Origin of the sequence: Pseudonocardia thermophila (assembly GCF_900142365.1) — a bacterium.
Classification (GTDB): Bacteria; Actinomycetota; Actinomycetes; order Mycobacteriales; family Pseudonocardiaceae; genus Pseudonocardia; species Pseudonocardia thermophila.
In genome coordinates, this window is sequence record NZ_FRAP01000004.1 from 32,958 (window position 1) to 58,463 (window position 25,506).

The 25,506-nt window shown below is 72.0% G+C and carries 24 protein-coding genes; 9 read left to right on the forward strand and 15 right to left on the reverse strand.

What is annotated here, in order from left to right:
• Positions 1-132 precede the first annotated feature (132 nt).
• Positions 133-1,140 (forward strand): pyridoxamine 5'-phosphate oxidase family protein, encoded by a 1,008-nt coding sequence (locus tag BUE41_RS06610; RefSeq protein ID WP_073455989.1) that lies wholly within the window; start codon positions 133-135, stop codon positions 1,138-1,140.
• Between the two features lie 488 nt (positions 1,141-1,628).
• Positions 1,629-2,906 (forward strand): DUF349 domain-containing protein, encoded by a 1,278-nt coding sequence (locus tag BUE41_RS06615; protein WP_407691652.1) that lies wholly within the window; start codon positions 1,629-1,631, stop codon positions 2,904-2,906.
• A gap of 117 nt (positions 2,907-3,023) precedes the next feature.
• On the opposite strand, the gene BUE41_RS06620 is transcribed toward BUE41_RS06615, so the two are convergent.
• Both BUE41_RS06620 and miaB read right to left on the reverse strand, forming a co-directional pair.
• Positions 3,024-3,512 carry an Rv2732c family membrane protein gene (locus tag BUE41_RS06620; protein ID WP_073455990.1) on the reverse strand — a complete coding sequence of 163 codons (489 nt, stop codon included), beginning with the start codon at positions 3,510-3,512 and terminating at the stop codon, positions 3,024-3,026.
• Positions 3,509-4,966 carry a tRNA (N6-isopentenyl adenosine(37)-C2)-methylthiotransferase MiaB gene (gene miaB, locus BUE41_RS06625; protein ID WP_073455991.1) on the reverse strand — a complete coding sequence of 486 codons (1,458 nt, stop codon included), beginning with the start codon at positions 4,964-4,966 and terminating at the stop codon, positions 3,509-3,511. The genes BUE41_RS06620 and miaB overlap by 4 nt, the downstream gene beginning before the upstream one ends.
• Positions 4,967-5,044: 78 nt before the next feature.
• On the opposite strand from miaB, the gene BUE41_RS06630 reads away from it, so the two are divergent.
• The gene (locus BUE41_RS06630; RefSeq protein WP_073456305.1) at positions 5,045-6,004 is read left to right on the forward strand and encodes a TAXI family TRAP transporter solute-binding subunit; all 960 of its coding nucleotides are present in this window, start codon (positions 5,045-5,047) and stop codon (positions 6,002-6,004) included.
• Here BUE41_RS06630 and BUE41_RS06635 read toward each other — a convergent pair.
• Both BUE41_RS06635 and BUE41_RS06640 read right to left on the reverse strand, forming a co-directional pair.
• Positions 5,980-7,407, reverse strand: coding sequence for a sensor histidine kinase (locus tag BUE41_RS06635; protein WP_073455992.1), 1,428 nt, complete (start codon positions 7,405-7,407; stop codon positions 5,980-5,982). The two genes, BUE41_RS06630 and BUE41_RS06635, sit on opposite strands and share 25 nt — an antisense overlap.
• A 12-nt stretch (positions 7,408-7,419) precedes the next feature.
• Entirely contained in the window at positions 7,420-8,124 is a 705-nt protein-coding gene (locus BUE41_RS06640; RefSeq protein WP_073455993.1) for a response regulator transcription factor, read from the reverse strand.
• A gap of 144 nt (positions 8,125-8,268) precedes the next feature.
• On the opposite strand from BUE41_RS06640, the gene gluA reads away from it, so the two are divergent.
• The 4 genes from gluA to BUE41_RS06660 all read left to right on the forward strand — a co-directional run bounded on the left by gluA (position 8,269) and on the right by BUE41_RS06660 (position 11,577).
• The gene (gene gluA / locus BUE41_RS06645) at positions 8,269-8,997 is read left to right on the forward strand and encodes an amino acid ABC transporter ATP-binding protein (RefSeq protein ID WP_200803801.1); all 729 of its coding nucleotides are present in this window, start codon (positions 8,269-8,271) and stop codon (positions 8,995-8,997) included.
• A gap of 26 nt (positions 8,998-9,023) precedes the next feature.
• On the forward strand, positions 9,024-9,941 hold the full coding sequence (locus BUE41_RS06650) for a glutamate ABC transporter substrate-binding protein (protein WP_073455995.1): 918 nt from the start codon (positions 9,024-9,026) through the stop codon (positions 9,939-9,941).
• A 92-nt stretch (positions 9,942-10,033) separates the two neighbouring features.
• Entirely contained in the window at positions 10,034-10,681 is a 648-nt protein-coding gene (locus BUE41_RS06655; protein ID WP_073455996.1) for an amino acid ABC transporter permease, read from the forward strand.
• The gene (locus BUE41_RS06660) at positions 10,678-11,577 is read left to right on the forward strand and encodes an amino acid ABC transporter permease (protein ID WP_073456307.1); all 900 of its coding nucleotides are present in this window, start codon (positions 10,678-10,680) and stop codon (positions 11,575-11,577) included. The genes BUE41_RS06655 and BUE41_RS06660 overlap by 4 nt, the downstream gene beginning before the upstream one ends.
• 34 nt (positions 11,578-11,611) lie before the next feature.
• On the opposite strand, the gene BUE41_RS06665 is transcribed toward BUE41_RS06660, so the two are convergent.
• From BUE41_RS06665 to BUE41_RS06675, 3 genes are all read right to left on the reverse strand, one after another.
• Positions 11,612-13,543 carry a S9 family peptidase gene (locus BUE41_RS06665; RefSeq protein ID WP_234997014.1) on the reverse strand — a complete coding sequence of 644 codons (1,932 nt, stop codon included), beginning with the start codon at positions 13,541-13,543 and terminating at the stop codon, positions 11,612-11,614.
• 108 nt (positions 13,544-13,651) lie between these two features.
• The gene (locus BUE41_RS06670; RefSeq protein WP_073455997.1) at positions 13,652-13,969 is read right to left on the reverse strand and encodes a hypothetical protein; all 318 of its coding nucleotides are present in this window, start codon (positions 13,967-13,969) and stop codon (positions 13,652-13,654) included.
• On the reverse strand, positions 13,966-14,718 hold the full coding sequence (locus BUE41_RS06675) for a hypothetical protein (RefSeq protein WP_073455998.1): 753 nt from the start codon (positions 14,716-14,718) through the stop codon (positions 13,966-13,968). Before BUE41_RS06675 ends, BUE41_RS06670 begins: the two co-directional genes overlap by 4 nt.
• A gap of 139 nt (positions 14,719-14,857) precedes the next feature.
• Here BUE41_RS06675 and BUE41_RS06680 point away from each other — a divergent pair, with 139 nt between their 5' ends.
• Positions 14,858-15,190 carry a hypothetical protein gene (locus BUE41_RS06680; protein ID WP_073455999.1) on the forward strand — a complete coding sequence of 111 codons (333 nt, stop codon included), beginning with the start codon at positions 14,858-14,860 and terminating at the stop codon, positions 15,188-15,190.
• A gap of 79 nt (positions 15,191-15,269) precedes the next feature.
• Here the strand turns inward: BUE41_RS06680 and BUE41_RS06685 are convergent, their stop codons facing one another.
• The 6 genes from BUE41_RS06685 to BUE41_RS06710 form a co-directional block, all read right to left on the reverse strand.
• Positions 15,270-16,040, reverse strand: coding sequence for a succinate dehydrogenase/fumarate reductase iron-sulfur subunit (locus BUE41_RS06685; protein WP_073456000.1), 771 nt, complete (start codon positions 16,038-16,040; stop codon positions 15,270-15,272).
• Positions 16,037-17,968 carry a fumarate reductase/succinate dehydrogenase flavoprotein subunit gene (locus tag BUE41_RS06690; RefSeq protein WP_073456001.1) on the reverse strand — a complete coding sequence of 644 codons (1,932 nt, stop codon included), beginning with the start codon at positions 17,966-17,968 and terminating at the stop codon, positions 16,037-16,039. The genes BUE41_RS06685 and BUE41_RS06690 overlap by 4 nt, the downstream gene beginning before the upstream one ends.
• Before the next feature lie 4 nt (positions 17,969-17,972).
• Positions 17,973-18,779 (reverse strand): hypothetical protein, encoded by an 807-nt coding sequence (locus BUE41_RS06695; protein WP_073456002.1) that lies wholly within the window; start codon positions 18,777-18,779, stop codon positions 17,973-17,975.
• A 287-nt stretch (positions 18,780-19,066) separates the two neighbouring features.
• Positions 19,067-19,840: a succinate dehydrogenase/fumarate reductase iron-sulfur subunit gene (locus tag BUE41_RS06700; RefSeq protein WP_073456003.1), complete on the reverse strand. Its 774-nt coding sequence runs from the start codon at positions 19,838-19,840 to the stop codon at positions 19,067-19,069.
• Positions 19,837-21,774 carry a fumarate reductase/succinate dehydrogenase flavoprotein subunit gene (locus tag BUE41_RS06705; RefSeq protein WP_073456004.1) on the reverse strand — a complete coding sequence of 646 codons (1,938 nt, stop codon included), beginning with the start codon at positions 21,772-21,774 and terminating at the stop codon, positions 19,837-19,839. Before BUE41_RS06705 ends, BUE41_RS06700 begins: the two co-directional genes overlap by 4 nt.
• Positions 21,774-22,481, reverse strand: a complete 708-nt coding sequence (locus tag BUE41_RS06710) for a succinate dehydrogenase cytochrome b subunit (protein ID WP_073456005.1) — start codon at positions 22,479-22,481, stop codon at positions 21,774-21,776. The genes BUE41_RS06705 and BUE41_RS06710 overlap by 1 nt, the downstream gene beginning before the upstream one ends.
• A gap of 78 nt (positions 22,482-22,559) precedes the next feature.
• Between BUE41_RS06710 and BUE41_RS06715 the strand changes: the two genes are divergently transcribed.
• A complete protein-coding gene (locus BUE41_RS06715; RefSeq protein ID WP_073456006.1) occupies positions 22,560-23,504 on the forward strand; it encodes a LysR family transcriptional regulator in 945 nt (314 codons plus the stop codon).
• Between the two features lie 15 nt (positions 23,505-23,519).
• Here the strand turns inward: BUE41_RS06715 and BUE41_RS06720 are convergent, their stop codons facing one another.
• On the reverse strand, positions 23,520-24,383 hold the full coding sequence (locus BUE41_RS06720) for a CBS domain-containing protein (RefSeq protein WP_073456007.1): 864 nt from the start codon (positions 24,381-24,383) through the stop codon (positions 23,520-23,522).
• Between the two features lie 60 nt (positions 24,384-24,443).
• Positions 24,444-25,505, reverse strand: coding sequence for a regulatory protein RecX (locus BUE41_RS32655; RefSeq protein WP_073456008.1), 1,062 nt, complete (start codon positions 25,503-25,505; stop codon positions 24,444-24,446).
• Position 25,506 lies beyond the last annotated feature (1 nt).

Genomic DNA, 25,506 nt, shown 5'->3' on the forward strand with positions numbered 1-25,506 from the left:
GGCCGCTTGGGATCGGCTTGTGCCCGGCTGGAGCCGGGCCTGAAGTCCGTCCCAAGCGGGGCACAAGCGGGCCCGCGCACTCTTCCCTTCCGCCGATCCCGGTCACGATCACGTCTGTGAGAGGAGCCGCCGATGCTCTCCCCGTCCGCCCCCGCCGTCCCCGGCGCCGACTGGCCCACCGCCGTCCTCCCGCTGTTCGAACGGGCCCTCACCTGCGAGTACGCCTCCCTCACGCGGACCGGTGCCCCGATCACGTGGCCGGTCACGCCGTTCCACGAGCCGGGAGCCCGGACCGTCGACGTGTCCACCGGGGTGACCTATCCGAGCAAGGCCGAGCGGGCCCGGCGCGATCCGCGGGTCGCCCTGCTGTTCTCGGACCCGACGGGCTCCGGGATCACCGACGCGCCGACGGTCCTCGTCCAGGGACTGGCGACCGTGCGCGACGCGGACCTGCAGGCGGGCACCGATCGCTACGTGCGCCGCAGCCTGGCGAAGTTCCCGCAGGTGTTCGCCAAGCATCCGTGGTTCGTGCTGCGGCGGCAGACGTGGTACTGGTCCCGGATCTGGATCGAGGTCACGCCGCTGAAGATCATCTGGTGGCCGGGCGGCCGGCTCGACGCCGAGCCGGTGCGCTGGTCGGCGTCCCCGGCCGTGACCGCGCCGCCGTCGGACCCGGCCCCGCCCGGCGCGGCGCCGCGCGCGTGGACCCGGCCTCCCGCGGACTGGCGGTCGCAGGTTCCCCGCGCGGTGCGGCTCGGCGCTCCGGTGCTGACCGTCGGCGACGCCGAGGGCTGGCCGCTCCCGCTGCGGTCCCTCGGCGCCGAGCCGACCCGCGACGGATTCCTGGTCCGGACCGGCCCGGGGTTCTCCGTCGCCGGCGGACCGGCGTGCCTGACGTTCCACGGTCATCCCGCGGACTTCGCCGGCCAGGAGAACGTCGTGTTCGTCGGCACCGCCGCTCCCGTGTCCGATGGCGTGCACGTCACCGTTCGGCGGGCACTGGCGGACTTCAGCCTCCCCGGCGGGCGGATCCGGCAGGCGTGCACCTTCCTGACCAACGGCCGCGCCCTCGCGCCCCGGCTCGCCGGGGAGACCGCCCGCCGGGGTCAGCCGATCCCGCTCGCCCGGCGGCCCCGCTGATCGGCGCTGACCGGGCGCTGACCAGCGCTGTCCGGCGCCCCGGGCGGCCGCCCGGCCCGCACGACGACGGGGTGTTCGGCGACGCTGATCGGCCGTTGGCTGCGCTCTGGGCCGCGGGGGCGTTCCGTTGACGGGATCTACCTGCTTGAATCGCCGAACGCCGTCGAAAACGCCGAGAAGCGCCCGACGGCTCGCGATGTGCACGGCCCCGCCCGGCGGCGGGGCGCCCGTCCCCGCGGCGGGCCGGAGGCGAGGAGGACCAGGTGTCGGAGCAGCAGGCGTGGAGCGGAACCCTCTCGGAGACCGGCGCTGCGGAACCCTCCGCAGCCGCCACCAACGAACCGGAAGCAGCCACACCCGACGCGCCCCCCGCCCCCGAACAGCCTGAACAGGCGGCCCCGCAGGAGCAGCCGGCCGCGCAGCAGGAACAGGGCCAGCAGCGCCCGCCGCGGCCCGCGCCGCCGAAGCCGCGGCCGAAGCGCCACGTCGTGCCGGCGCCCGCCACCGCTCCGGAGGCGATCGCCACGCTGCCGCCGTGCACGGTGCCCACGGCGAGCGAGGATCCGCACCGCTGGGGCCGGGTCGACGCCGACGGCAACATCTTCCTGTTCACCCCGGACGGGGAACGGCGGGTCGGGTCGTGGCAGGCCGGCTCCCCCGAGGAGGGGCTCGCGCACTTCGCGCGCCGCTTCGACGACATCCTCACCGAGGTCGAGCTGCTGTTCGCCCGGCTGGTGGCGGGCGGTGATCCGCGCTCGACGATGTCCAGCGCGCGCAGCATCAAGGAAGGTCTGCACGGGGCGAGCGTCATCGGTGACATGGACGGGCTCGCCGCCCGCATCGACGAGCTGATCGCCTACGCCGACAAGGCCGCCGGGGCCGCCCGCTCGGCCCGCGACGCGCAGCGCGCCGAGGCGACCGCCCGCAAGGAGGCGCTGGTCGCCGAGGCCGAGGCGCTGGCGGCGGAGTCGACGCAGTGGAAGCAGGCCGGGGACCGGTTCAAGGCGATCCTCGAGGAGTGGCGCACGATCCGCGGCGTCGACCGCAAGACCGACGAGGTCCTGTGGCGGCGGTTCTCCAAAGCACGGGAGGCGTTCAACCGCCGACGCGGCTCGCACTTCGCGGAGCTGGACCGCCAGCGGGCCGCTGCGAAGGCGCGCAAGGAGGAGCTGGCAGCGGAGGCCGAGGCGCTGGCCGACTCCGAGGACTGGTCCGGCACCGCCGCCCGGTTCCGCGAGCTGATGACCGAGTGGAAGGCCGCGGGTCGGGCCCACAAGGAGGCCGACGACGCGCTGTGGCAGCGGTTCCGCACCGCGCAGGACACGTTCTTCCAGCGGCGCGCCGCCGTGTTCGCCGAGCGGGACGCCGAGTACCGGGCCAACGCCGAGAAGAAGCGGGCCCTGCTCGACGAGGCCGAGAAGATCGACCTCTCCGACCCGGACGCGGCCCGCGCGGCCCTGCGCAGCATCCAGGAGCGCTGGGAGGAGATCGGGAAGGTCCCGCGCGAGGACATCCGCCCGCTCGACGCGCGCCTGCGCGCCGTCGAGGAGAAGGTGCGCGAGGCCGTGGAGCGGCAGTGGCGGCGCACCGACCCCGAGGCGGAGGCGCGGGTGGCGCAGTTCCGCGACCGCGTCGCCCAGTTCGAGGCGCAGGCGGCGAAGGCGGAGGCCGCGGGGGACAAGCGCCGGGCCGAGCAGGCCAGAGCGCAGGCCGAGCAGTGGCGGGAGTGGCTGCGCACGGCCGAGGCCGCCATCCAGGAGAGGTAGAACCCCCGCGAAGACCTACGAACGGCCTTTTCATGAGGAACGGTGCTTACGAGAGGGCCGTTCGTAGGGGATCCGGGCCCGGGAAGGGCTCGAGCAGCCCGGGCTGCCGCACCTGCCTCAGCGGCGCAGCGCGATGCGCGCCCAGTTCGCCGCCAGCAGCACGATCGCGATCACCGCCAGCACCATCCCGAACGCCGGGCCAGGCTCCCCCACCGGCACGCCGACCTGGCGGGTCCACAGGGCCCACAGGCCGTTGATGGACGCGATGCCGCAGCCGACCGCGCACAGCCACGCCAGCGCCCACAGCCGGGTGGCCAGCGCCAGGGCGGAGATCACCAGCCCGAACCCGAGCGCGGTGAACGTGAACAGCCGCACCAGCACGCCCTGGTTCTCCATGCCGGCGAGCAGCGCCCAGCCCGGGGTGTAGCCCACCCACGGCAGCATCAGCCCGACCAGCAGCACCAGCATGAAGCCGGTGACCAGCAGCGCGGTGGCACCGGGGTCGGTGCGGCGCACCACGGCCCTCTCCGCGCTGCGCAGCTCCTCCTGCAGTGCGGTGAGCTCGTCGGGCACCGGCTCTCCGGCGGGACGGTTGTCGCCGTTCATGATCGACCTCCACATGCGCTCGCCACCGGCGCGGCGGGCGGCGGCGCCCCGAACGTGGGCAGCCCGAGCCCGGTGGTGCGTACCGGCTTCCCGTACGCGTCGCCGGCGCGCGTGCGGCGGTGGCTGCGCACCGGGCCGTCGGCGACGAGGTGGTGCGGGGCGCCGTAGGTGATCTCGACCTCCACGACGTCGCCGGGGCGGATCTCGGCCTCGCCCGGGGTGAAGTGCACCAGCCGCCCGTCGCGGGCGCGGCCGCTCATGCGCCGGGTGGCGTCGTCCTTGCGCCCCTCCCCCGTCGCGACGAGGACCTCGAGGACGCGGCCCTCCAGCGCCCGGTTCTGCTCCCAGGAGATCTGGTCCTGCAGCTCGACCAGCCGCTGGTAGCGCTCCTGCACGACCTCCTTCGGCACCTGGTCGGCCATCTCCGCCGCGGGTGTGCCGGGACGGGGCGAGTACTGGAACGTGAAAGCCCCCGCGAACCGGGCCTGGCGCACCACGTCGAGGGTCGCCTGGAACTCCTCCTCGGTCTCGCCGGGGAAGCCCACGATGATGTCGGTGGTGATCGCGGCGTCGGGGATGCGCTCGCGCACCTCGTCGAGGATCGACAGGAACCGAGCCGCTCGGTAGGAGCGGCGCATCCGGCGCAGCACCGAGTCGGAGCCGGACTGCAGCGGCATGTGCAGCTGCGGGCACACGTTCGGCGTCTCGGCCATCGCCGCGATGACCTCGGAGGAGAACTCGCGCGGGTGCGGCGAGGTGAACCGCACGCGCTCCAGGCCGGGGACCTCGCCGCAGGCGCGTAGCAGCTTCGCGAACGCCTCGCGGTCGCCGAACTCCACGCCGTAGGCGTTGACGTTCTGCCCGAGCAGGGTCACCTCGAGCACGCCGTCGGCCACCAACGCCTCCACCTCCGCGAGGACCTCGCCGGGCCGCCGGTCGCGCTCTTTGCCGCGCAGCGACGGGACGATGCAGAAGGTGCAGGTGTTGTTGCAGCCGACGGAGATCGACACCCAGCCCGCGTACGCGGACTCGCGGCGGGCCGGCAGCGTGGAGGGGAACACCTCCAGCGACTCGGCGATCTCCACCTGGGCCGCCCGGTTGTGCCGGGCCCGCTCCAGCAGGATCGGCAGCTTGCCCACGTTGTGGGTGCCGAACACCACGTCGACCCACGGGGCCCGCCGGACGATCTCCTCGCGGTCCTTCTGCGCGAGGCAGCCGCCGACCGCGATCTGCATCCCCGGCCGCGCCAGCTTCTTCGGGCGCAGGTGCCCGAGGTTGCCGTAGAGGCGGTTGTCGGCGTTCTCGCGCACGGCGCACGTGTTGAGCACGACGACGTCGGCCTCGTCGGTCTCGGACCGCACGTAGCCCGCTTCCTCCAGGAGCCCGGCCATCCGCTCGGAGTCGTGCACGTTCATCTGGCACCCGTAGGTGCGGATGGTGTAACTGCGGGCCACACCCCGAGGGTAGGCCCCGCCGGCCGGGGCGGAGCGGCCCGGGTCGACCGAATCCGGTCGAAGCGCCAGGATGTGCCGGTGCTGGATCGGCGAACCGTGCTGCGAGGCCTGGCCGCAGCGAGCGCGTTCGTCGCGGCGAGCGGGATCTCCGGCTGCTCGTCGCCGTTCGAGAACGTGCGGCTCCGGCTGGCTACCGGCGGCACCCAGGGCGTCTACTACACGATCGGCAGCGCACTGGCCCAGTCCTGGCAGCAGGAGCTCGGCCTGCGCCACCCGCCGGAGGTGCTGTCCACCGCCGGCTCGGTCGACAACCTGAACCGGTTGCTCGACGGCGCAGTGGACGTCGCGTTCTGCCAGGTCGACGCGGCCGCGGAGAGCCTGCGCGCGCTCCCGCGCGACCACCCGGTGCAGGTGCGCGCCCTCGGCCGGGTCTACGACGAGTTCGTCCACGTCGTCGTGCCCCGCGGCGCCCCGGTCCAGCACCTCGCCGATCTGCGCGGGCTGCGGGTCTCGGTCGGCGCCGAGGAGTCCGGCGTCTACGTCGTCGCGCGGCGGCTGCTGGAGGCGGCCGGGCTGACCGTCGACGACCTGCGGGCGGAGTACCTGGGCATCAACGAGTCGGTGAGCGCACTGGCCGACGACCGCATCGACGCGTTCTTCTGGACGGGCGGGGTGCCGACCGGCGGCGTCACGGCGCTGGCCGAGCAGCTGCCGATCCGGCTGCTCGATCTCTCCGACGTGCTCCCCGAGATCCGCGCTCGCCATCCCGTGTACGCGCCCGGCACGGTACCGGCCCGCAGCTACGGCATCGAGAAGTCGATCACCACGGTCCTCGTGCGCAACTTCCTGCTCGTCGACGCGAGGATGCCGGACGACCTGGCGTACGCGCTGATCAAGGCGCTGTTCGAGGCGCAGGACGAGCTGGTGGTGATCAACCCGCTGGCGCTCTCGATCGACCTGCGCGCCGCGATCAGCACCGAGCCGGTGCCGCTGCACCCCGGGGCGCTGCGCTACTACCGGGACGCCAAGGACGCCTGATCGGCCGCGGCCGGCACCCGGGCGCGGGAGAGCACCGCGGTGACCCGCAGCCCGCCGCCCTCCGGCAGGTCCAGCCGCAGGCTGCCGCCACCCACCTCGAGGGTGCGCGCGGCGATCGCCAGCCCGAGGCCGGAACCCTCCACGTTGTCCTGCCCCGGCGCCCGCCAGAACCGGCCCGTCGCCCGCTCGAGCTGGTCGGGGGCCAGGCCCGGGCCGGTGTCGCGCACGCTGATCTCGACCAGCTCGCGGTCGGCGCCGGCCACCGCGGTGGAGACGGTGATCCGCCCGCCCGGTGGGGTGTACTTCACGGCGTTGTCCAGCACCGCGTCCAGGACGGTCTCGATCGCCCCGGCCGGCGCGATCACCCGCAGCCCCCGCGCGCCCTTGCGCTCGAGGGTGATCCCGGTGTGCTCGGCCAGCGGCCGCCACGCCTCCACCCGGTCGGCGACCGGCGCGTCGACCGCCTGCACCGCGAGCGGCACGGTCCGCTCGGCGCGGGCCAGCGCGAGCAGCCCGTCGAGCAGGGTGGACAGCCGCTCGGCCTCCTCCAGCGCGGCCGCGTGGTCCTCCACCGCCTCAGGCGCGACGTGGCCCTCCAGGTTGGACAGCCGCAGCCGCAGCGCGGTGAGCGGGTTGCGCAGCTGGTGGCTCGCGTCGGCGACGAACGCGCGCTGGGCAGCGTAGGCCTGCGCGACGGTCGCGGCCATCCGGTCGAACGACAGCGTCAACCGCCGCAGCTCCGGCGGGCCCGAGTTGTCCGACACCGCCTCCGGCGCGGCCCCGGCGAGCACCGCCGCGGCGACCCGCCCGGTGCCCTCGTCGAGCCGGCGCACCGGGCGCAGGATCCAGCGCACGATCGGCAACGCCACCAGCACGGCCAGCGCGAGCGCCAGCACTCCGGCCGCGGCGATCCCGAACCACACGATGAGCTGCTCGGTGTGCAGCGCCTGGGTCGGCGAGATCGTGATGACCGCGCCGCGCACCTCGGTGTCGTCCAGCACCGGCTCGGCCAACACCATCGGCTGGTCGTCCCAGGGCGCGAGCAGCGGGTACGGCTGCGACGGCCGGGCGGCCAGCGCCAGCGCCAGCCGCTCCTGGCCCTTCTCGTCCAGCTCGGGGACGGGGATCCGAGAGCTCGCCACCACCGTGCGGGTCGCGTCGACCACCACGACGGCGACGCCGAACGTCTCGTCGAAGCGGCGCAGCTGGCCGTCCAAGCCGGTGGTGTCGGCCTCGGTCAGCGGCCGCACCGCGAGCGAGGCGAGGTAGACGGTGTCGGTGAGCCGGTTGGTGAACAACTTCGACTGCGCAGCCTGCGCGCTGTAGATGGCGAGCGGCACGCCGAGCCCCACGGCGAGCAGGCCGACGAGGGTCAGCACGATCACCAGCAATCGCGCACGCACGGCTCGATCCGCTCAGTCCGTGCCCGTGTCGCGCGCGGCCTCGGCGGTCTCGGGCAGCCCCAGCCGGTACCCCACCCCGCGCACCGTCTGCACCAGCTCGGGGCGGCCCAGCTTGGTGCGCAGCGTGGCGACGTGGACGTCGAGCGTGCGGTTGGCGCCGGCCCACGACCGACCCCACACCTCCGCCACGATCCGGCTGCGCGTGCACACCGCGCCGCCGGAGCTGGCGAGCAGCGCGAGCACCTGGAACTCCTTGCGGGTCAGCGTGACGGGTGAACCCGCGACGGTGACCGTGTGCTTGTCCAGGTCGATCGTCACGTCGGCCACGGTCACCACGCCGCCCGCGCCGCCGCCCTGGCCCGCGGGGCGGCGGCGCCGGTAGACCGCGTGCACGCGGGCCACCAGCTCACCGATGTCGTAGGGCTTCACCAGGTAGTCGTCGGCGCCGGAGTGCAGCCCGAGGATGCGGTCGTCGACCTCCCCGCGCGCCGACACCACGATGACCGGTACATCGCTGACCTCGCGGATCGCCCGGCAGACGTCGACCCCGTCGATGTCGGGCAGACCCAGGTCGAGCAGGACCACGTCGACGTCGGTCAGATGATCGACGACGCCCTTCCCGGCCGCGAGCCGGGTGGTCGTCATGCCGTGGCGATGCAGCGCGGGCCGCAGCGCGGCGGCGACCCGGTCATCGTCCTCGACCAGAAGGATGTGCACCGTGCCAGCTTGTCAAATCACCGGCAATCGGTCAGGAGCGTTATCGGAGCGAAACCTCAAGGGTTCCCCAAGGTGCTGGACTGTGCTCCACACCTGGCTCTAGCGTCCCGCCATGCCCGGAGGCTCCGTATGACCGATACCCCGATGATCCGCATGGCGTCCGTCGAGAAGCACTTCGGCGACCTGCACGTTCTGCGCAACATCAACCTCGAGGTCGCTCCCGGCCAAGTGGTCGTCGTGCTGGGACCATCCGGTTCCGGCAAGTCCACCCTGTGCCGCACGATCAACCGCCTGGAGCCGATCGACTCGGGCACGATCGAGATCGACGGGAAGGTCCTGCCGGAGGAGGGCAAGGCTCTGGCCGCCCTGCGCGCGGACGTGGGCATGGTGTTCCAGAGCTTCAACCTCTTCGCGCACAAGACGATCCTCGAGAACGTCACCCTCGCGCCGATCAAGGTCCGCAAGATGAACAAGGCGGAGGCCGAGGCGAAGGGCATGGCCCTGCTGGAGCGGGTCGGCATCGCCGACCAGCGCGACAAGTACCCGGCCCAGCTCTCCGGCGGGCAGCAGCAGCGCGTCGCGATCGCCCGCGCGCTGGCCATGAACCCGAAGGTGATGCTCTTCGACGAGCCCACTTCCGCTCTCGACCCCGAGATGGTCAACGAGGTCCTCGACGTCATGACCACGCTGGCCAAGGAGGGCATGACCATGCTCGTGGTGACCCACGAGATGGGCTTCGCCCGCCGGGCCGCCGACCGCGTGGTGTTCATGGCGAACGGCGAGATCGTCGAGGACGCCCCGCCGGACGAGTTCTTCACCAACCCGAAGTCCGCCCGGGCGAAGGACTTCCTCGGCAAGATCCTCACCCACTAGTCGCTCCGGAAGGGACTCCCGGAACCATGAAGATCCGCAAGCTGGCGCTGGGCCTGATCGTCGGCGCCCTCGCCCTCACCGCCGCGTGCGGTCGGGAAGGCGCACCACCCGCCGCAGGCGGCGACGGCGGCCCGGCCGGCGCCGACGCGCAGCTCACCTACGAGGTCGCGACGGACGTCACCCTGACCGGGTCGCCGACGTTCGACCGGATGAAGCAGGCCGGCAAGGTCGTCATCGGCATCCGCGAGGACCAGCCCGGCCTCGGCTTCAAGGACGCGACCACCGGCGCCCGCTCCGGCTTCGACGTCGAGATCGCCCGCATGGTGGCCGCCGGCCTCGGCTACGGCGACGACAAGATCGAGTACAAGGCCGTGCCGTCGGCCGCCCGCGAGGACACGATCTCGCGGGGCGACATCGACTTCATGGTCGGCACGTACACGATCAACGACAACCGCAAGCAGCGCGTCTCGTTCGCCGGCCCGTACTTCGTCGCCGGCCAGGGCCTGCTGGTCCGCAAGGACGAGACCGAGATCACCGGCAAGGACACCCTCAAGGGCAAGAAGGTCTGCTCGGTGACCGGGTCGACGCCGATCCAGCGCGTGCGCGAGCAGGGGCTGACCGAGCCGGAGAACATCGTCGAGTTCCAGACCTACAGCCAGTGCGTCGACCAGCTGCTCTCCCGCCAGGTCGACGCCGTCACCACCGACGACGCGATCCTGAAGGGCTACGCGGCGCAGGCCCCCGACGATCTGAAGGTCGTGGGCGAGGCGTTCTCGGTCGAGCCCTACGGCATCGGCCTGGCCAAGGACGACGCCGTGCTGCGCGGCAAGATCAACGACCTGCTCCAGGCCGCCATGGACGACGGCACCTGGCAGAAGATCTACGACGCCACCCTCGGCAAGTCCGGGTCGGCCGCCGAGCCGCCCGCCATCGAGCGCTACTGAGCAGCCCGAGTGGCGCCTGGAAGGGGTGGGCCCGGTCCCGCCGGGCTCACCCCTTCGCCGTACCTCCACCCGGCCCGGACAGGGAGAAACCGGTGAACGTCCTCCTCGACAACCTCGGCCTGTACGGCAGCGGATTCCTCACGACCATCCAGCTGTTCGTGATCTCCGCGATCGGCTCGCTGGTCTGGGGCACCGTCTTGGCCGCGATGCGCGTCAGCCCCGTCCCGATCCTGCGCGCCTTCGGCACCGGCTACGTCAACACCATCCGCAACACGCCGTTGACGCTGGTGTTCTTCTTCTTCGCGTTCGCCTACCCGCGCCTGGACATCGTCCGGCTCGACTTCTTCACGCTCGCGTGCCTGTCGCTGATCACCTACACGGCCGCGTTCGTGTGCGAGTGCGTGCGCTCGGGCATCAACACCGTCCCCGTCGGGCAGGCCGAGGCGGCGCGTGCCCTCGGGTTCGGGTTCACCCAGACCATCAGCCAGATCGTGCTGCCCCAGGCCATCCGCTCGGTGGTCCCGCCGCTGACCAACGTACAGATCGCCCTGCTGAAGAACACCACGATCGCCGCCGGGTTCTCGGTGGTCGAGGCGGGCGGCATCTACCAGAACCTGTCCGAACGGGGCTACGACGTGTTCGTCGGGCTCCTGTGGGTGGCCGTGGGCTTCCTGATCCTGGTCACCCCGCTCACGGTCCTGCAGCGACGGCTCGAGAAGCGGTGGAGCGTGACCCGATGACCTCCGTCCTCTACGACACCGCGGGCCCCAAGGCCAGGCTCCGGTACCGGATCTACGGCGTGATCGGCACGATCGCGCTGGTCGCGATCGCCGCGTACATCGTCTACCGGATGGCCGTCACCGGGCAGTTCGAGGCGCGCAAATGGGAGTTCATCCTCTACGAGCAGATCCAGATCCTGCTGCTGGATGCCTGGTGGGCGACCGTCTCGGCGTTCCTCGTGGCGGCGGTGCTCTCGCTGCTGTTCGGGCTGGTGTTCGCCGCCGGGCGGATGTCCGACCACCGCTGGATCAGCCTCCCCGCGACAGCGGTCGTCGAGTTCTTCCGGGCCATCCCACTGCTGATCCTGATCTTCATCCTGTACTTCGGCCTGTCCCGCGGGCTGGGGCTGAACATCTCCACGTTCTGGGCGCTGGTGCTCGGGCTGATGCTCTACAACGGCTCGGTGCTCGCGGAGATCTTCCGCGGTGGCGTGAGGGCGCTGCCGAAGGGGCAGAGCGAGGCGTCGTACGCGCTGGGGATGCGCAAGACCCAGGTGATGACCTACGTGCTGATGCCGCAGGCGCTGCGGGCGATGCTCCCGACGATCATCAGCCAGCTCGTGGTCGTGCTGAAGGACACCGCGCTGGGCTTCCTGATCCTCTACCCGGAGTTGCTCTACCAGGCCCGCTACCTCGGCGGGCAGACGAACCTCGGCTCGCCGATCCTGCAGGTCGGGCTCGTCATCGCGGTCATCTACATCGCGATGTGCCTGCTGCTGTCGTGGCTGGCGAACTACCTGGAGCGGCGCACGAAGCGCAGCCGCAAGGTCGGCCCGCTCGAACCGACGGCGGCGCCGGACGCCGAGATGGAGATCGTGACCGCGGCGCCGGGTGGGGGCGCGGCGCCGCGGACCTGAGCACCCGGGCCCGGGGCGGGTCGCTGCCCCGGGCTCAGGTGTTCTCCACCTCCACGGGCTCCACGCCTTCCTCGGCCGGCAGCTCGAAACCCAGCACCTGCGCGTAGAACGACAGCTCCGCCTCCAGCGCCCGGCGGATGTTCTCCGCGCGGCGGAACCCGTGCTGCTCACCGGGGAACTCCAGGTAGGCCACCGGCACTCCGCGGGAGCGCAGTGCCTCGACGATCACCCGGCTCTGCGCGGGCGGCACCACCGCGTCCTCGCTGCCCTGCAGCACGATCAGCGGCTTGTCGAGCCGGTCGACGTGGTGGATCGGCGACCGCTCGCGCAGGACGTCCGGGTCGGTGCCGACGAGCCGGTCGAGGTAGTGGCTCTCGAACTTGTGGGTGTCGGCCGCGAGCGCGGCGAGATCGGCGACGCCGAAGTGGTCGGCGCCCGCCGCGAACGGCTGATCGGACGAAGCGAGCGCGGCCAGCACGGTGAACCCGCCCGCCGAGCCGCCGCGGATCACCATCCGCTCACCGTCGACCCGGCCCTTCGCCGCGAGCCAGCGCGCCGCGGCGATGCAGTCGGCGACGTCCACGGCGCCCCACGTGCCGTACAGCTCCTCCCGGTACGGCCGCCCGTAGCCGGTGGAACCGCGGTAGTTCACGTCGACGACGGCGAACCCGCGGCTGGTCCAGAACTGCCGGCCGGGTGAGAACGCCGGGGCCGCCGCGGAGGTCGGGCCGCCGTGCAGCTCCACGACCAGCGGCGGCAGGGTCCCCTCCGGGCCGCTCCACTCGGCGTTCGCCGGCGGGTAGAACAGGGCGTGCGCCACCTCGCCGTCGCGGCCGACCGGGAACGTGACGTGCTCCGGCCGCGAGATCGACGCCGGGTCGATCCCCAGGTCACGGGGCGGGCGCAGCGCCTGCATCCGCCCGGTGACCGGGTCCAGCCGGTACACCCCGGCCTCGGTGGTCGGCGTCGCGGCCACCAGCACGACCGATCCGTCGCCGGCGGCGCGCAGCTCGGCGACGGCGGTGAACGGGGTGTCCAGGTCGTGCAGACCGCCGTCGGGATCGCGGCGGACCAGGTCGTCGAACCCCTTGCGGCGGCGGGCGAACACCACCGACCCGTCGGGCAGCACGGCGTAGTGGGAGGTGGCGAACCGCCACTGCGGCCCGCCGATCTCGAACTCACCCCGCACGACCGCGGTGATGTCGGTGTGCGGCCGCCAGCGGTAGAGGTTCCACCACTCGCTGCGGTCGCTGCAGAACCACAGCGACCCGTCCGGCTGCCACACCGGCTCGGTGACCGACTCCCCGTGTCCGCCCGCGACGAGGACCTGCTCGCCCGTCTCCAGGTCCCGCACGATCAGTGCGGCGGTGTCCCACGGCATGTCCGGGTGGTCCCACTGCAGCCACGCGAGCGTGCGGCCATCGGGCGACAGGCGCGGGGCCGCGACGAAGTCCGGGCCGCTGACCAGCACCTCCGGCTCGGACGGGCGGTGCGCGGCGAGCCGGACGATCTCGTTCACGACCGCGGCCGCACCGTCACCGGTGTGCCGCTCCCGCACGCAGATCAGCGTCTCGCCGTCGGGGGCCAGATCCCCGTCGGCGTAGCGGTCGCCGCGCGGGCGCGCCGGCTCCGGGGTGAGCGCCAGGGGCTCCTCACCGGGCACGAACCGGTACAGCCGCTGATCGGCCCAGTCGGTGAACCACACCACGCCGGAGCGGACCCACCACGCGCCGCCGCCGTACTCGTGGACGGCGGTGCGGGCGTTGCGACCCTCCGGCAGCAGGCCGCTGACGGTGCCGTCGGCGCTGCGCCGGACCAGCTGGGTGCGGCCGCCCTCGGCGGGCCGGCCCTCGTCCCAGTAGACGTCGGTTCCGTCGGTCCGCACCTCGCTCAGCCGGACCGTCTGCTCGACGACGCGAGCCGCGGTGAACGGGGTGGTCCATGATCCGTACGGGGCCGTGCGCACGATCTCCACGCTAGTCCGCCGCCCCCGCGGCGCGGCGACCCGACACGGCGAGGGCGGGCGGCCGTGCGGACGATCGACCGTCAGCGCCGATCCGCCAGCACCGATCCATCAGCGCCGATCCACGAGGGCCGTGCCGAGCAGTTCCGCGGCCTCCCGCAGCTCCCGCAGCCGCAGCAGCGGCAGCAGCCCGAGCGCCCCGGACAGGCCGGTCCACCAGCGGATGCGTCCGCGCCGCACGATCCCGATCGCCGGGGCCGCGCAGGACAGCACCTGCGCGGGGATGCCCGGGTACGCCCGGTCGAGCTGCTTCTCCCGGCAGGAGCGCACGATCACCGGCACCCGTACCAGGTCGGGCAGCTCGCGGGCGATCCGCGAGCACTTCGGGCAGCTCACGTCGTAGACGACGACGACGGCGGACGCACTCACGCGGCCAGCATGACAAGCCCGAGTGCGCCGATGCACACCACCGCCAGCGTCGGCCGCAGCAACGGCTCGGCAGCGGTCCACACCCGCAGCCACACGCCGTCGTCCGGCCAGGCGGCGCACAGCATGGGCGCGGCGACCCGGCCGGCCGCGAACCCGGCGGCCACGGCGAACGCGGCCGGGAACGGCACGACCAGAACGATCGCCAGCAGCGCGAGGTGCGGCAGCGCCGACGCCGAGCCGGCGCGCACACCGGTGCCCATCTCGATCCCCAGGTGCAGCGCGGCCCGCTCCCCCAGCCCGCCGCCGGGGAGGGCGGGTCGGCGCAGGTGCGGCAGGGGGAAGCGCAGCATCCCGAACTCGCGGGCGAGCACGGCGAGGGCGGCGGTGCCGAAGAGCACCGCGCGCACGACGGACGGCAGCAGCGCCTGCGGCAGCAGGCCCACGAGCGCGGCCCCGAGCGCCAGCGGCACCGCGCCGATCACCAGGCCCGCGGCGAACCAGCCGATCACCGGGGTGCCGCGGCGGGCCGAGCCGCTGAGCAGAGCGGTGTGGCGGCGGTCGCCCGAGCCGGTGAACCCGGCGGCCGCGCCGCCCACCGCGGCCGCGATGAAGACGGTGAGTCCGGCGGCGTCCGATCCCGGCGCCGCGGTGAGCGCGCGCAGCCCGGCGAGCAGCACGAGCGCGAGCAGCACGAGCGCGGCGGTGAACGGGTGCAGCGCCCAGCGCGGGGCGCGGATGGGTGCGGTCACGGCGCCACGGGGGCGACCACGGAGAAGGTGATCACGAACGTCACCGTATCCGCAGGGCCGGGCGGATCACCACCGCCACGCCGGTGGGATCGGCGGTAGCGTGGCGCTCCACGCCGCCGTACCGGATGAGAGGTCCGCCATGTCCGATCCGGCTTCCGAGAAGCCCGCTGAACCGGCCGACACCGAGATCGTCGACGCTGAGGTCGTCGCCCCCGACCCGGACCCGGCCGCGCTGCTGGCCGAGGCCCGAGCGGCCCAGCAGTCCGCGGTCGCCCCGGACTACGACGAGCGCGGCGTGCCCACGCTCGACTACGTGCGCGCCAAGATCGAGGGCCGGGTCGCCACCGCGATCGGCACCACCGAGCTCACCGGCGAGACCGAGCAGGCCCGGGCACTGGACGAGCAGCTGGCCGAGCGCGAACGCAGAGCCAGGGAGAAGCTGGAGGAGCTGCGTCGCTCGCTCGGCGGATAGCCACCCAGGGCCGAGGAACGACGAACGGCACTCTCGTCAGCAGCATCGCTGACGAAAGTGCCGTTCGTCGGGGAACCCGCTACTGCTTCGCCGCGCGGACGTCCCCGCGCTTGAAGATCTTGTTGCCGAGCCAGATCAGCGGGTCGTACTTGCGGTCGACGACGCGCTCCTTGAGCGGGATCAGCGCGTTGTCGGTGATCTTGATGTTCTCCGGGCAGACCTCGGTGCAGCACTTGGTGATGTTGCAGAAGCCCAGCCCGTGCTCCTCCTGCGCCGCGCGCTTGCGGTCGGCCGCGTCGAGGGGGTGCATGTCCAGCTCCGCGATCCGCATGAGGTAGCGCGGGCCGGCGAAGTGCTGCTTGTTCTCCTCGTGGTCACGCACCACGTGGCAGGTGTTCTGGCACAGGTAGCACTCGATGCACTTGCGGAACTCCTGGCTCCGCTCGACGTCGACCTGCTGCATCCGGTACTCGCCGGGCTTGAGGTCCGGCGGCGGGGCGAACGCGGGCACCTCGCGGGCCTTCGTGTAGTTGAAGCTCACGTCGGTGACCAGGTCGCGGATGACCGGGAAGGTGCGCAGCGGTGTGATCGTGACGACCTCGTCCTCGGCGAACGTGTTCATCCGGGTCATGCACGCCAGCCGCGGCCGCCCGTTGATCTCCATCGAGCACGAGCCGCACTTGCCGGCCTTGCAGTTCCAGCGCACCGCGAGATCGGGTGCCTCGGTCTGCTGCAGCCGGTGCACGACGTCGAGGACCACCTCGCCCTCGTTGACCTCGACCGGGTAGTCGACGAGCTCCCCCTTCTCGGAGTCACCCCGCCACACCCGGAATCGCGCCCAGTAGCTCACTTCGCACCCTCCTGCGCGGTGGCCCGGTGCCCGCCGAGCTCCTCACCGGTGAAGTACTTCTTCAGCTCGTCCATCTCGAACAGGTCGAGCAGGTCGGGCCGCATCGGGACCTGCTCCTTGCGCTCCAGCCGGACGTTGTCCTCGCCCTCCGCCGAGCACACCAGCAGCACCTTGCGCCACTCGGGGTCCATGACGGGGTAGTCGTCGCGGGTGTGGCCGCCGCGGCTCTCCTTGCGTTCCAGCGCGGCCTTCGCCACGCACATGGAGACCAGCAGCATGTTGCGCAGGTCGAGCGCGAGGTGCCAGTTCGGGTTGAACGCCCGCCCACCGGTGACCGAGACCGTGCGGGCCCGCACCGCGATGTCCTCGAGCTTCTTCAGCGCCAGCTCCATCTCGTCGGCCTTGCGGATGATGCCGACGAGCTCGTGCATGGTCTTCTGCAACTCCTGGTGCACGACGAACGGGTTCTCCCCGCCCTCGGCGGCCGTGGTGAACGGCAGGAGCGCCCGCTCGGTGGCCGTGACGACGTCGGCCTCCTGCACCTGGGGGCGCGCGTCCAGGCCGTCGACGTACTGCGCGGCGCCGAGGCCGCAGCGACGGCCGAAGACCAGCAGGTCGGACAGCGAGTTGCCGCCGAGCCGGTTCGAACCGTGCATGCCGCCGGAGCACTCACCCGCCGCGAACAGGCCGGGCACGACCGACATGCCGGTGTCCGGGTCGACCTCGATCCCGCCCATGACGTAGTGGCAGGTCGGGCCGACCTCCATCGGCTCCTTGGTGATGTCGACGTCGGCCAGCTCCTTGAACTGGTGGTACATCGACGGGAGCCGCTTGAGGATCTGCTCGGGCGACAGGCGCGTCGAGACGTCGAGGTAGACCCCGCCGTGGGGGCTGCCCCGGCCGGCCTTCACCTCGGCGTTGATCGCGCGCGCGACCTCGTCGCGCGGCAGGAGCTCCGGCGGGCGCTTGTTGTTGTCCGGGTCGGTGTACCAGCGGTCGGCTTCCTCCTCCGTGGTGGCGTAGAGGTTCTTGAAGACGTCCGCGATGTAGTCGAACATGAACCGCTTGCCCTCGGAGTTGCGCAGGACGCCCCCGTCGCCGCGCACCGACTCCGTGACCAGGATCCCCTTCACCGACGGGGGCCAGACCATGCCCGTCGGGTGGAACTGGAGGAACTCCATGTTGATCAGGGTCGCGCCGGCGCGCAGGGCCAGCGCGTGCCCGTCGCCGGTGTACTCCCAGGAGTTCGACGTCACCGAGTAGCTCTTGCCCACGCCGCCGGTGGCCAGCACGATCGCCGGCGCGTCGAAGCGGACGAACTTCCCGGTGGGCCGGAAGTAGCCGAAGCAGCCGGAGATCCGCCCGTCGGTCTTGAACAGCTCGGTGATCGTGGTCTCGTGGAAGACCTTGATGTAAGACTCGTAGTCACCGGTGGCGGCGTGGTCCTCCTGCTGCAATGAGACGATCTTCTGCTGCAGCGTGCGGATCAGCTCCAGGCCGGTCCGGTCGCCGACGTGCGCGAGCCGCGGGTAGGTGTGGCCGCCGAAGTTGCGCTGGCTGATCTTGCCGTCCGGGGTGCGGTCGAACAGCGCCCCGTAGGTCTCCAGCTCCCAGACGCGGTCGGGGGCCTCCTTGGCGTGCAGCTCGGCCATGCGCCAGTTGTTGAGGAACTTGCCCCCGCGCATGGTGTCGGCGAAGTGCACCTTCCAGTTGTCGTTCGGGTTGACGTTGCCCATGGCGGCCGCGCATCCGCCTTCGGCCATCACCGTGTGCGCCTTGCCGAACAGCGACTTCGTGATGATCGCGGTGCGCTTGCCCTGCAGCCGGGCCTCGATGGCGGCGCGCAGGCCGGCGCCGCCCGCCCCGATGACGACGACGTCGAAGGTGTGGTGCTCGATTTCCTCTGATGTTGCTGCCGATGCGGTCATCGGGTCACCCCACGATCCTCAGGTCGGAGATCCACCCCGCGGAGACGGCCATGATGTAGAAGTCCGTGATCGCCAGCGAGGCGAGTGTGGTCCACGCGAGCTCCATGTGACGGGCGTTGAGCTTCGAGACGAAGGTCCACGCCTTGTAGCGGAGCGGGTGCTTGGAGAAGTGGTTGAGCCGGCCGGCGACGATGTTGCGGCACGAGTGGCAGGAGATCGTGTAGGCCCACAGCAGGATCACGTTGGCCAGCAGGATCAGGTTGCCCAGGCCGAGGCCGAACGAGCCGTCCTTGTTGATGAACGCGACCACCACGTCGTAGGTGTTGATCACCGAGATGATCACCGCGGCGTAGAAGAAGTAGCGGTGCAGGTTCTGCGCGATCAGCGGGAAGCGGGTCTCACCGGTGTACGTGCGGTGCGGCTCGGCGACCGCGCACGCCGGCGGCGAGAGCCAGAAGGCCCGGTAGTAGGCCTTCCGGTAGTAGTAGCAGGTCAATCGGAACAGCAGCAGGAACGGCAGCGTGATCGCCGCGTAGGGCAGGAACCACCAGTCGGGCAGGAACTGGCCGAAGTGCGACGCCTCCGGTACACACCCGACCGAGAAGCACGGGGAGTAGAACGGGGTCAGGTAGTTGTAGTTCTGATCGGCGGTGAAGTACCAGTCCTGCTGGAAGGCACGCACCGTCGCGTACGCGACCCAGAGGACGAGCAGGATGGCGTCCCGCAGCGGCGGGAACCACCACCGATCGGTACGGAGGGTGCGTTCCGCGATCTGCGCCCGGCCGGCGGACGCATCTGTGGTGGATGACACGTCAGTGTGTTCCTCGTCTTCCCGGTGTCGCCGTCGCGGCACTCCCACGACGACGGGGTTGAAGAAACTTGCCGCGGAGCCTACGACGAGGAGCCCCGTCCGGCTCTACCGGTTGACGGGGCTGTGATGTCGATCGTGACGTGTCTCACGCCGTCCCCGCCCGCCCCGCGCCGAGAACGCCGTCGCCGTGATCGATTCGCCTGTTGATCACGACGAGGTCGTCCTCCGACGCACGGGCCGGGCGGGGACGGAAAGGTGCAGTGTGCAGTTGTCGATCCCGGACGGGCTCAGCTCTTGGCGGGAGCTGCGCCCGCCTTGCGCTTGCTCGTCTTCGCGGCGAGGTAGTCGCGGTTGAGCTGGGAGATGACGTCGAGCGGGATCTCCTTCGGGCACGCGACCGCGCACTCGCCGGTGTTGGTGCAGCCGCCGAAGCCCTCGGCATCGTGCTGCTCCACCATCGACAGCACCCGCGAGTAGCGCTCCGGCTGCCCCTGCGGCAGCTCACCCAGGTGGGTGATCTTCGCGCCGAGGAACAGGGACGCCGACCCGTTCGGGCACGCCGCGACGCACGCGCCGCAGCCGATGCAGGTGGCCGCGGCGAACGCGCGGTCGGCCTGCGGCTTCGGGACGGGCACCGAGTGCGCCTCGGGCGCGGTGCCCGTCGGTGCGGTGATGTAGCCGCCGGCGGCGATCACCCGGTCGAACGCCGACCGGTCGACCACCAGGTCGCGCACCACGGGGAACGCGCCGGCGCGGAACGGCTCGACGGTGATCGTCTCGCCGTCGCGGAAGTGCCGCAGGTGCAGCTGGCAGGTCGTGGTGGCCTTCTGCGGGCCGTGCGGCTCGCCGTTGATCACCATGCTGCAGGCGCCGCAGATGCCCTCACGGCAGTCGTGGTCGAACGCGACGGGCTCCTCGCCGTCGAGGATCAGGCGCTCGTTGAGCACGTCGATCAGCTCGAGGAACGACATGTCCTCGCTGGCGTCGTCGACCTGGTAGGTGACGAGCCTGCCGGCGTCGTCGGGACCCGACTGCCGCCAGACCTTGAGCGTGAGCCTCACGCGTAACTCCTCTGGCTGGGGTGGACGTACTCGAACACGAGGGGTTCCTTGTGCAGCACCGGCGGCTGGCCGGTGCCGGTGAACTCCCAGGCGGCGACGTACGAGAAGTTCTCGTCGTCGCGCAGCGCCTCGCCGTCCGGCGTCTGGCTCTCGGCGCGGAAGTGGCCGCCGCACGACTCGGCGCGGTGCAGCGCGTCCAGGCACATCAGCTCGGCCAGCTCCAGGAAGTCGGCCACGCGGCCGGCCTTCTCCAGCGACTGGTTGAGCGTGTCGGCCGAGCCCGGGACCTTGACGTTCTCCCAGAACTCCTGGCGCAGCTCGGGGATGCGCTCGAGCGCCTTGCGCAGGCCGGCCTCGGTGCGCTCCATGCCGCACTCGTCCCACATCAGGCGGCCCAGCTCGCGGTGGAACGAATCCACCGTGCGCGAGCCGTTGATCGACAGGAGCTTGTTGATGCGCTCCTGCACCGACGTCACGGCCTCACGGACGGCTGGGTGGTCGTTCGCCATGGGCGGCACGCCGCGGGCGAGGTAGTCACCGATGGTGACGGGCAGGATGAAGTAGCCGTCGGCCAGACCCTGCATCAGCGCGGACGCGCCGAGCCGGTTGGCGCCGTGGTCGGAGAAGTTCGCCTCGCCGACCACGAACAGGCCGGGGATCGTCGACTGCAGGTCGTAGTCGACCCACAGGCCGCCCATCGTGTAGTGCACGGCCGGGTAGATGCGCATCGGGACCTCGTACGGGTCCTCGCCGGTGATGCGCTGGTACATCTGGAACAGGTTCCCGTACTTCGCCGCCACGGCCGCACGGCCCATCCGCTGGATCGCGTCGGCGAAGTCGAGGAAGACGCCCAGGCCACCCGGGCCGACGCCGCGGCCCTCGTCGCACACGGTCTTCGCGGCGCGGGAGGCGATGTCGCGCGGCACCAGGTTGCCGAACGACGGGTAGCGGCGCTCCAGGAAGTAGTCGCGCTCGTCTTCGGGGATGTCGGCCGGGGCGCGGGTGTCGCCCTTGGCCTTCGGCACCCACACGCGGCCGTCGTTGCGCAGCGACTCCGACATCAGGGTGAGCTTCGACTGGTGGTCGCCGCTCACCGGGATGCAGGTCGGGTGGATCTGGGTGTAGCAGGGGTTGGCGAAGTAGGCGCCCTTGCGGTGCGCCCGCCAGCTCGCCGTGACGTTGCAGCCCTTGGCGTTCGTCGACAGGTAGAAGACGTTGCCGTAGCCGCCGGTCGCGAGCACCACGGCGTCGCCGAGGTGGGTCTCGATCTCGCCGGTGACCATGTCGCGCACGACGATGCCGCGGGCGCGGCCGTCAGCCACGATCAGCTCGAGCATCTCGTGGCGGGCGAACATCTCCACGCCGCCGGCGTCGACCTGGCGCTGCAGGGCCTGGTATGCGCCGAGCAGCAGCTGCTGCCCGGTCTGCCCCTTCGCGTAGAACGTGCGGGAGACCTGGGTGCCGCCGAACGAGCGGTTGTCGAGCAGACCGCCGTACTCACGGGCGAACGGCACGCCCTGCGCGACGCACTGGTCGATGATCTGGACGCTGATCTCGGCCAGCCGGTGCACGTTCGACTCCCGCGCGCGGAAGTCGCCGCCCTTCACCGTGTCGTAGAACAGCCGGTGCACGCTGTCGCCGTCGTTGCGGTAGTTCTTCGCAGCGTTGATGCCGCCCTGCGCGGCGATCGAGTGCGCGCGGCGCGGGCTGTCCTGGTAGCAGAACGACTTGACCCTGTAGCCGAGCTCGGCGAGGCTCGCGGCCGCGCTGGCGCCGGCCAGGCCGGTGCCGACGACGATGATCGTCAGCTTGCGCTTGTTGGCCGGGTTCACCAGCTTCACGCCGAACCGGCGAGCCTCCCAGCGGCCCTCGATCGGCCCGTCGGGGGCCTTGGTGTCGGCGATCGGCTCACCGACGATGTAGTCGGAGTACATCAGCTCACCAGCCCTGTCATCACCGCGAACGGAACGGAGAGGAACCCGACCGCCAACAGCACCGCGAAGACCAGCGCCACCCCCTTGAGGGTGGCCTGGGTCGCCGCGCTGGATCGGCCGATCGTCTGCAGAGCGCTCCACACCCCGTGGCGCACGTGGAAGGCCAGGGCGATGACGGCGAGCGCGTAGAACAGCGTCACGTACCAGCGCTCGGGAGCGAAGTCGGCGATCAGGTTCGCCGCGACCTCCCCGTGCACGCCGTGCGGGTTCAGCGTGCCGGTCGTGAGGTCGAGGAGGTGGTAGATCACGAAGAGGGCGATGATCACGCCGCCCCACCGCATCGTGCGAGCCGCGTAGCTGCCGTTGACCGGGCGACGGTGGACGTAGCGCACCGGCCGGGCCCGGTGTGCGCGACCGGTCAGCACCGCGGCCGACCAGATGTGCCCGATCACCGCGGCCAGCAGCACGATCCGCGTCACCCAGAGCAGCGTGCCGGCCGGCACTGCCGGCTCACCCGCCGTCCGCAGCCACGCCGAGTACTCGTCGATCGCGGTGGCGCCGAAGAACAGCTTCAGGTTGCCGAGCATGTGCACGATCAGGAAGGCGATCAGGATCGCCCCGCTGACGGCCATGATCAGCTTCAGCTGCAGCGACGTCACACGCACCCGGGCGGTGGGCTTCGTAGCCCGCTGGCCGAGAGTCACCATGAGGCGAGAGACTGATCGGCGCGACGCCCGACGTCCAATGCATCGAATCGCCTGTCTCGATAGCCGTACGCTATACCCGTGACACTCCAGCAGCTCGCGTACTTCGTCGCTGTCGCGGACGTGGGGAGCTTCACTCGCGCAGCCGAGTCCGTGGGTGTGGCCCAGCCCACGCTGTCGCGGCAGCTCAAGGCACTGGAGACCGAGCTGGGGGCTGAGCTGGTCGACCGCGGCGGCCGCGATGGGCCCACCCTGACCCCGGCCGGCGAGGCCCTGCTGCCGCTGGCGCGTCGCATGCTCACCGACGCCGCCGCGGCCCGTCGCACGGTCGCCGAGATCGTCGGGCTGCGCCGCGGCCGGGTCCGCGTCGGCGCCACCCCCTCGCTGTGCATCGGCGTGCTCGCCGACGTGCTGCGCGTGTTCCACGAGCAGTACCCGGAGATCTCCCTGGAGCTCACCGAGAGCGGCTCGCAACCGCTGGAGGCCGGGCTGGTGCGCGGCGACCTCGACATCGCGTTGGTGATCGTTCCGCCGACCGGGGTCGATCCGGCGCTGCACACCGAGCCGTTGCTGCGCGAGCGGCTGTCCGTGGCGTCACCGGCCGCGCAGCACCCGGCGGGCCGCGGCTCGATCAACATCCGCGAGCTCGCCCGCCGCCCGCTCGTGCTCCCCCGCCGCGGCTACGACGTGCGCGAGACGACCCTGCGGGCGTTCTCCGAGGCCGGTCTCACCCCGCGGGTCGCGGTGCAGGGCGGGGAGATGGACGCGGTGCTGCAGCTCGTCGAGGCCGGCACCGGCTTCGCGGTGGTGCCGGACCTGGTCTTCGCCGGGCGGCCGCGGCTGCGCCGCACCGTGCTGAACCCGCCCGTCTACCGCACGGTCGCGCTGGCCCGCCGCGCCGACCTCACCCCCAGCCACGCCACCACCGCGTTCCGCAGGACCCTGCTGGACTTCCTCGGCGACCTCACCGCCGCCGGCGGGTTCGCCGGTGAGGTGCTCGTGCTGCCCCGGCGGGAGTCCGGTTAGCCCGTGGGCCGGGGTTCAGAGCAGGTCGGAGCGGCTCACGATCCCGACCAGGCGGCGTTCGGACACCACCGGCACCACCCGCAGCCCGTGCTCGACGAACTCGCCGAGCACCACCTGCACCGACGCCTCCGGGGGCACGGTGACGACCTCGCGGGTCATCGCCCCGCCGACGGTGCGGGACCGGGTGGACGCGCGCCCGTCGAGCGGGTCACGCAGCAGGTCGGCCTCGCTGACGATGCCGACCAGCAGGTCATCGCCCGACACCACCGGCAGCGCCGAGAACCGGTGGCGGGTCAGCAGCTCGATCGCTTCCTCCGTCGACGTGTCCGCGGTCGCGGTGACCAGGTCGCCGCTGGTCATCACGTCGGCCACCGTGAGGTCCTCGCGCGACCAGTCCGGCGACTCGTGCCGCGGCGGGCGCCGCGCGAGCTCGACCCGCGACTCCTCGTCCGGCCGTGAGCCGGTCAGCCGGGCCGCCACCCGGGCGAGCGCCCCGCCGCGCCGGCGCGGCCGCAGCAGGTCGCTGCGGGTCACGACGCCGACGAGGTAGCCGCGGTCGACGATCGGCATCACCCGCAGCTCCCCGTACGCCCGCAGGCGGTGGGTGAGGATCGAGATGTTCGAGTCCGGCTTCATCGCGATGACGTCGGGCGTCATCACGTCGGCCACGATCACGTCGTCCGTGTCGGTGCCCCGCTCGGCCCGGTACCGCAGGACGTCGATCCCACTGATCATGCCGACCAGCCGGTGAGCCTGGTCGACGACCGGCAACGCGCTGAAGCTGTACTCCCGCAGCAGTCGTTCTGCCCGGGACAGCGGAGCATCTGCACGAACGGTGACCACGCGGGTGGTCATGATGTCGCGGGCGCGGAGAGCCATGCACTCGACCGTATCGACGGCCACCGACCGTCGCCGCCCGGACGCGCGGAGGAGTTGCGGTTACCCGTCAGAGTGGTCCGGAACGTCCGGTTCGGATTCCAGCCCGGTGTCCACCTCGGCCAGCTCGGCGCCGCGCTCGGCCAGCGCGCGCCGTACCACCCCGTACACGGTGCCGGGGTCGTAGCCCTTGCGGGCGAGCATCCCGACCAGCCGCCGCGCCGCGGACAGCTGCTGCTCGCGCGTGGTGATCGTCATCGTGCGCAGCCGCTTGACGACCAGCTCGTGGGCGCGGGCCTCCTCCGCCTCCGGGTCGACCTCGGCCAGCGCCTCCCCCACGACCTCGTCGTCGACGCCCTTGCGGCGCAGCTCCGCGGCGATCGCGCGGCGCGCCAGGCCGCGGTAGCGGTGGCGGGACCGCACCCACTGCTCGGCGAACGCGGCGTCGTCGATGAGGCCGACCTCGCCGAAGCGGGACAGGACCTCGTCGGCGGCCTCGTCGGGGATTCCCTTCTTCTTCAGCGCCTGGGCCAGCTCGTGCCGGGTGCGCGCCCGGTCGGTGAGCAGGCGCAGGCAGATCTCCTTCGCGGCCGCGACGGGATCAACACCCGGATCGGCAGCGCCGGCCTCCTGGGCGCGAGCGGCCGGCCGCTGCGCCCGTTCGTGCGCCTGCTCCTTCCGCGGGCCCGCACGCTCGTCCTCAGCCCCGGGACCGGGCCTCTCCCGCTCACGCCGGGGACGCACAGTGCGGTTCGACGACGCGGTGCGGTTCGACGACGCGGTGCGGGCGCCGATGGCCCGAGCGAGCTCGGCGACGGTCGCCGCCTTGCCCGCCGGAGCGGTGGCGGTCGTGCCGCCCGCGGCGGCGAGCTCGTCCGCCGACAGCGCGGCCGGGACCGCCACGTCCTTCCCGGCCGCGCCCAGATCGGCGACTCGCACCGACGACCCGGAAGCGTAGGAGCCTGCAGTGAGGTCGGAGGAGGCGAGGTCGGAGGAGGCGAGGTCGGCGGTCGGGGCCTCCTCGGCGACCCGACCCGCGAGCCCGGCCACCGACACCACCGGGGGCTCGTCGAACTCCCTCGACTCGGACCGGATCCGATCCAGCCGGAACGAGCCCTCGCTCACC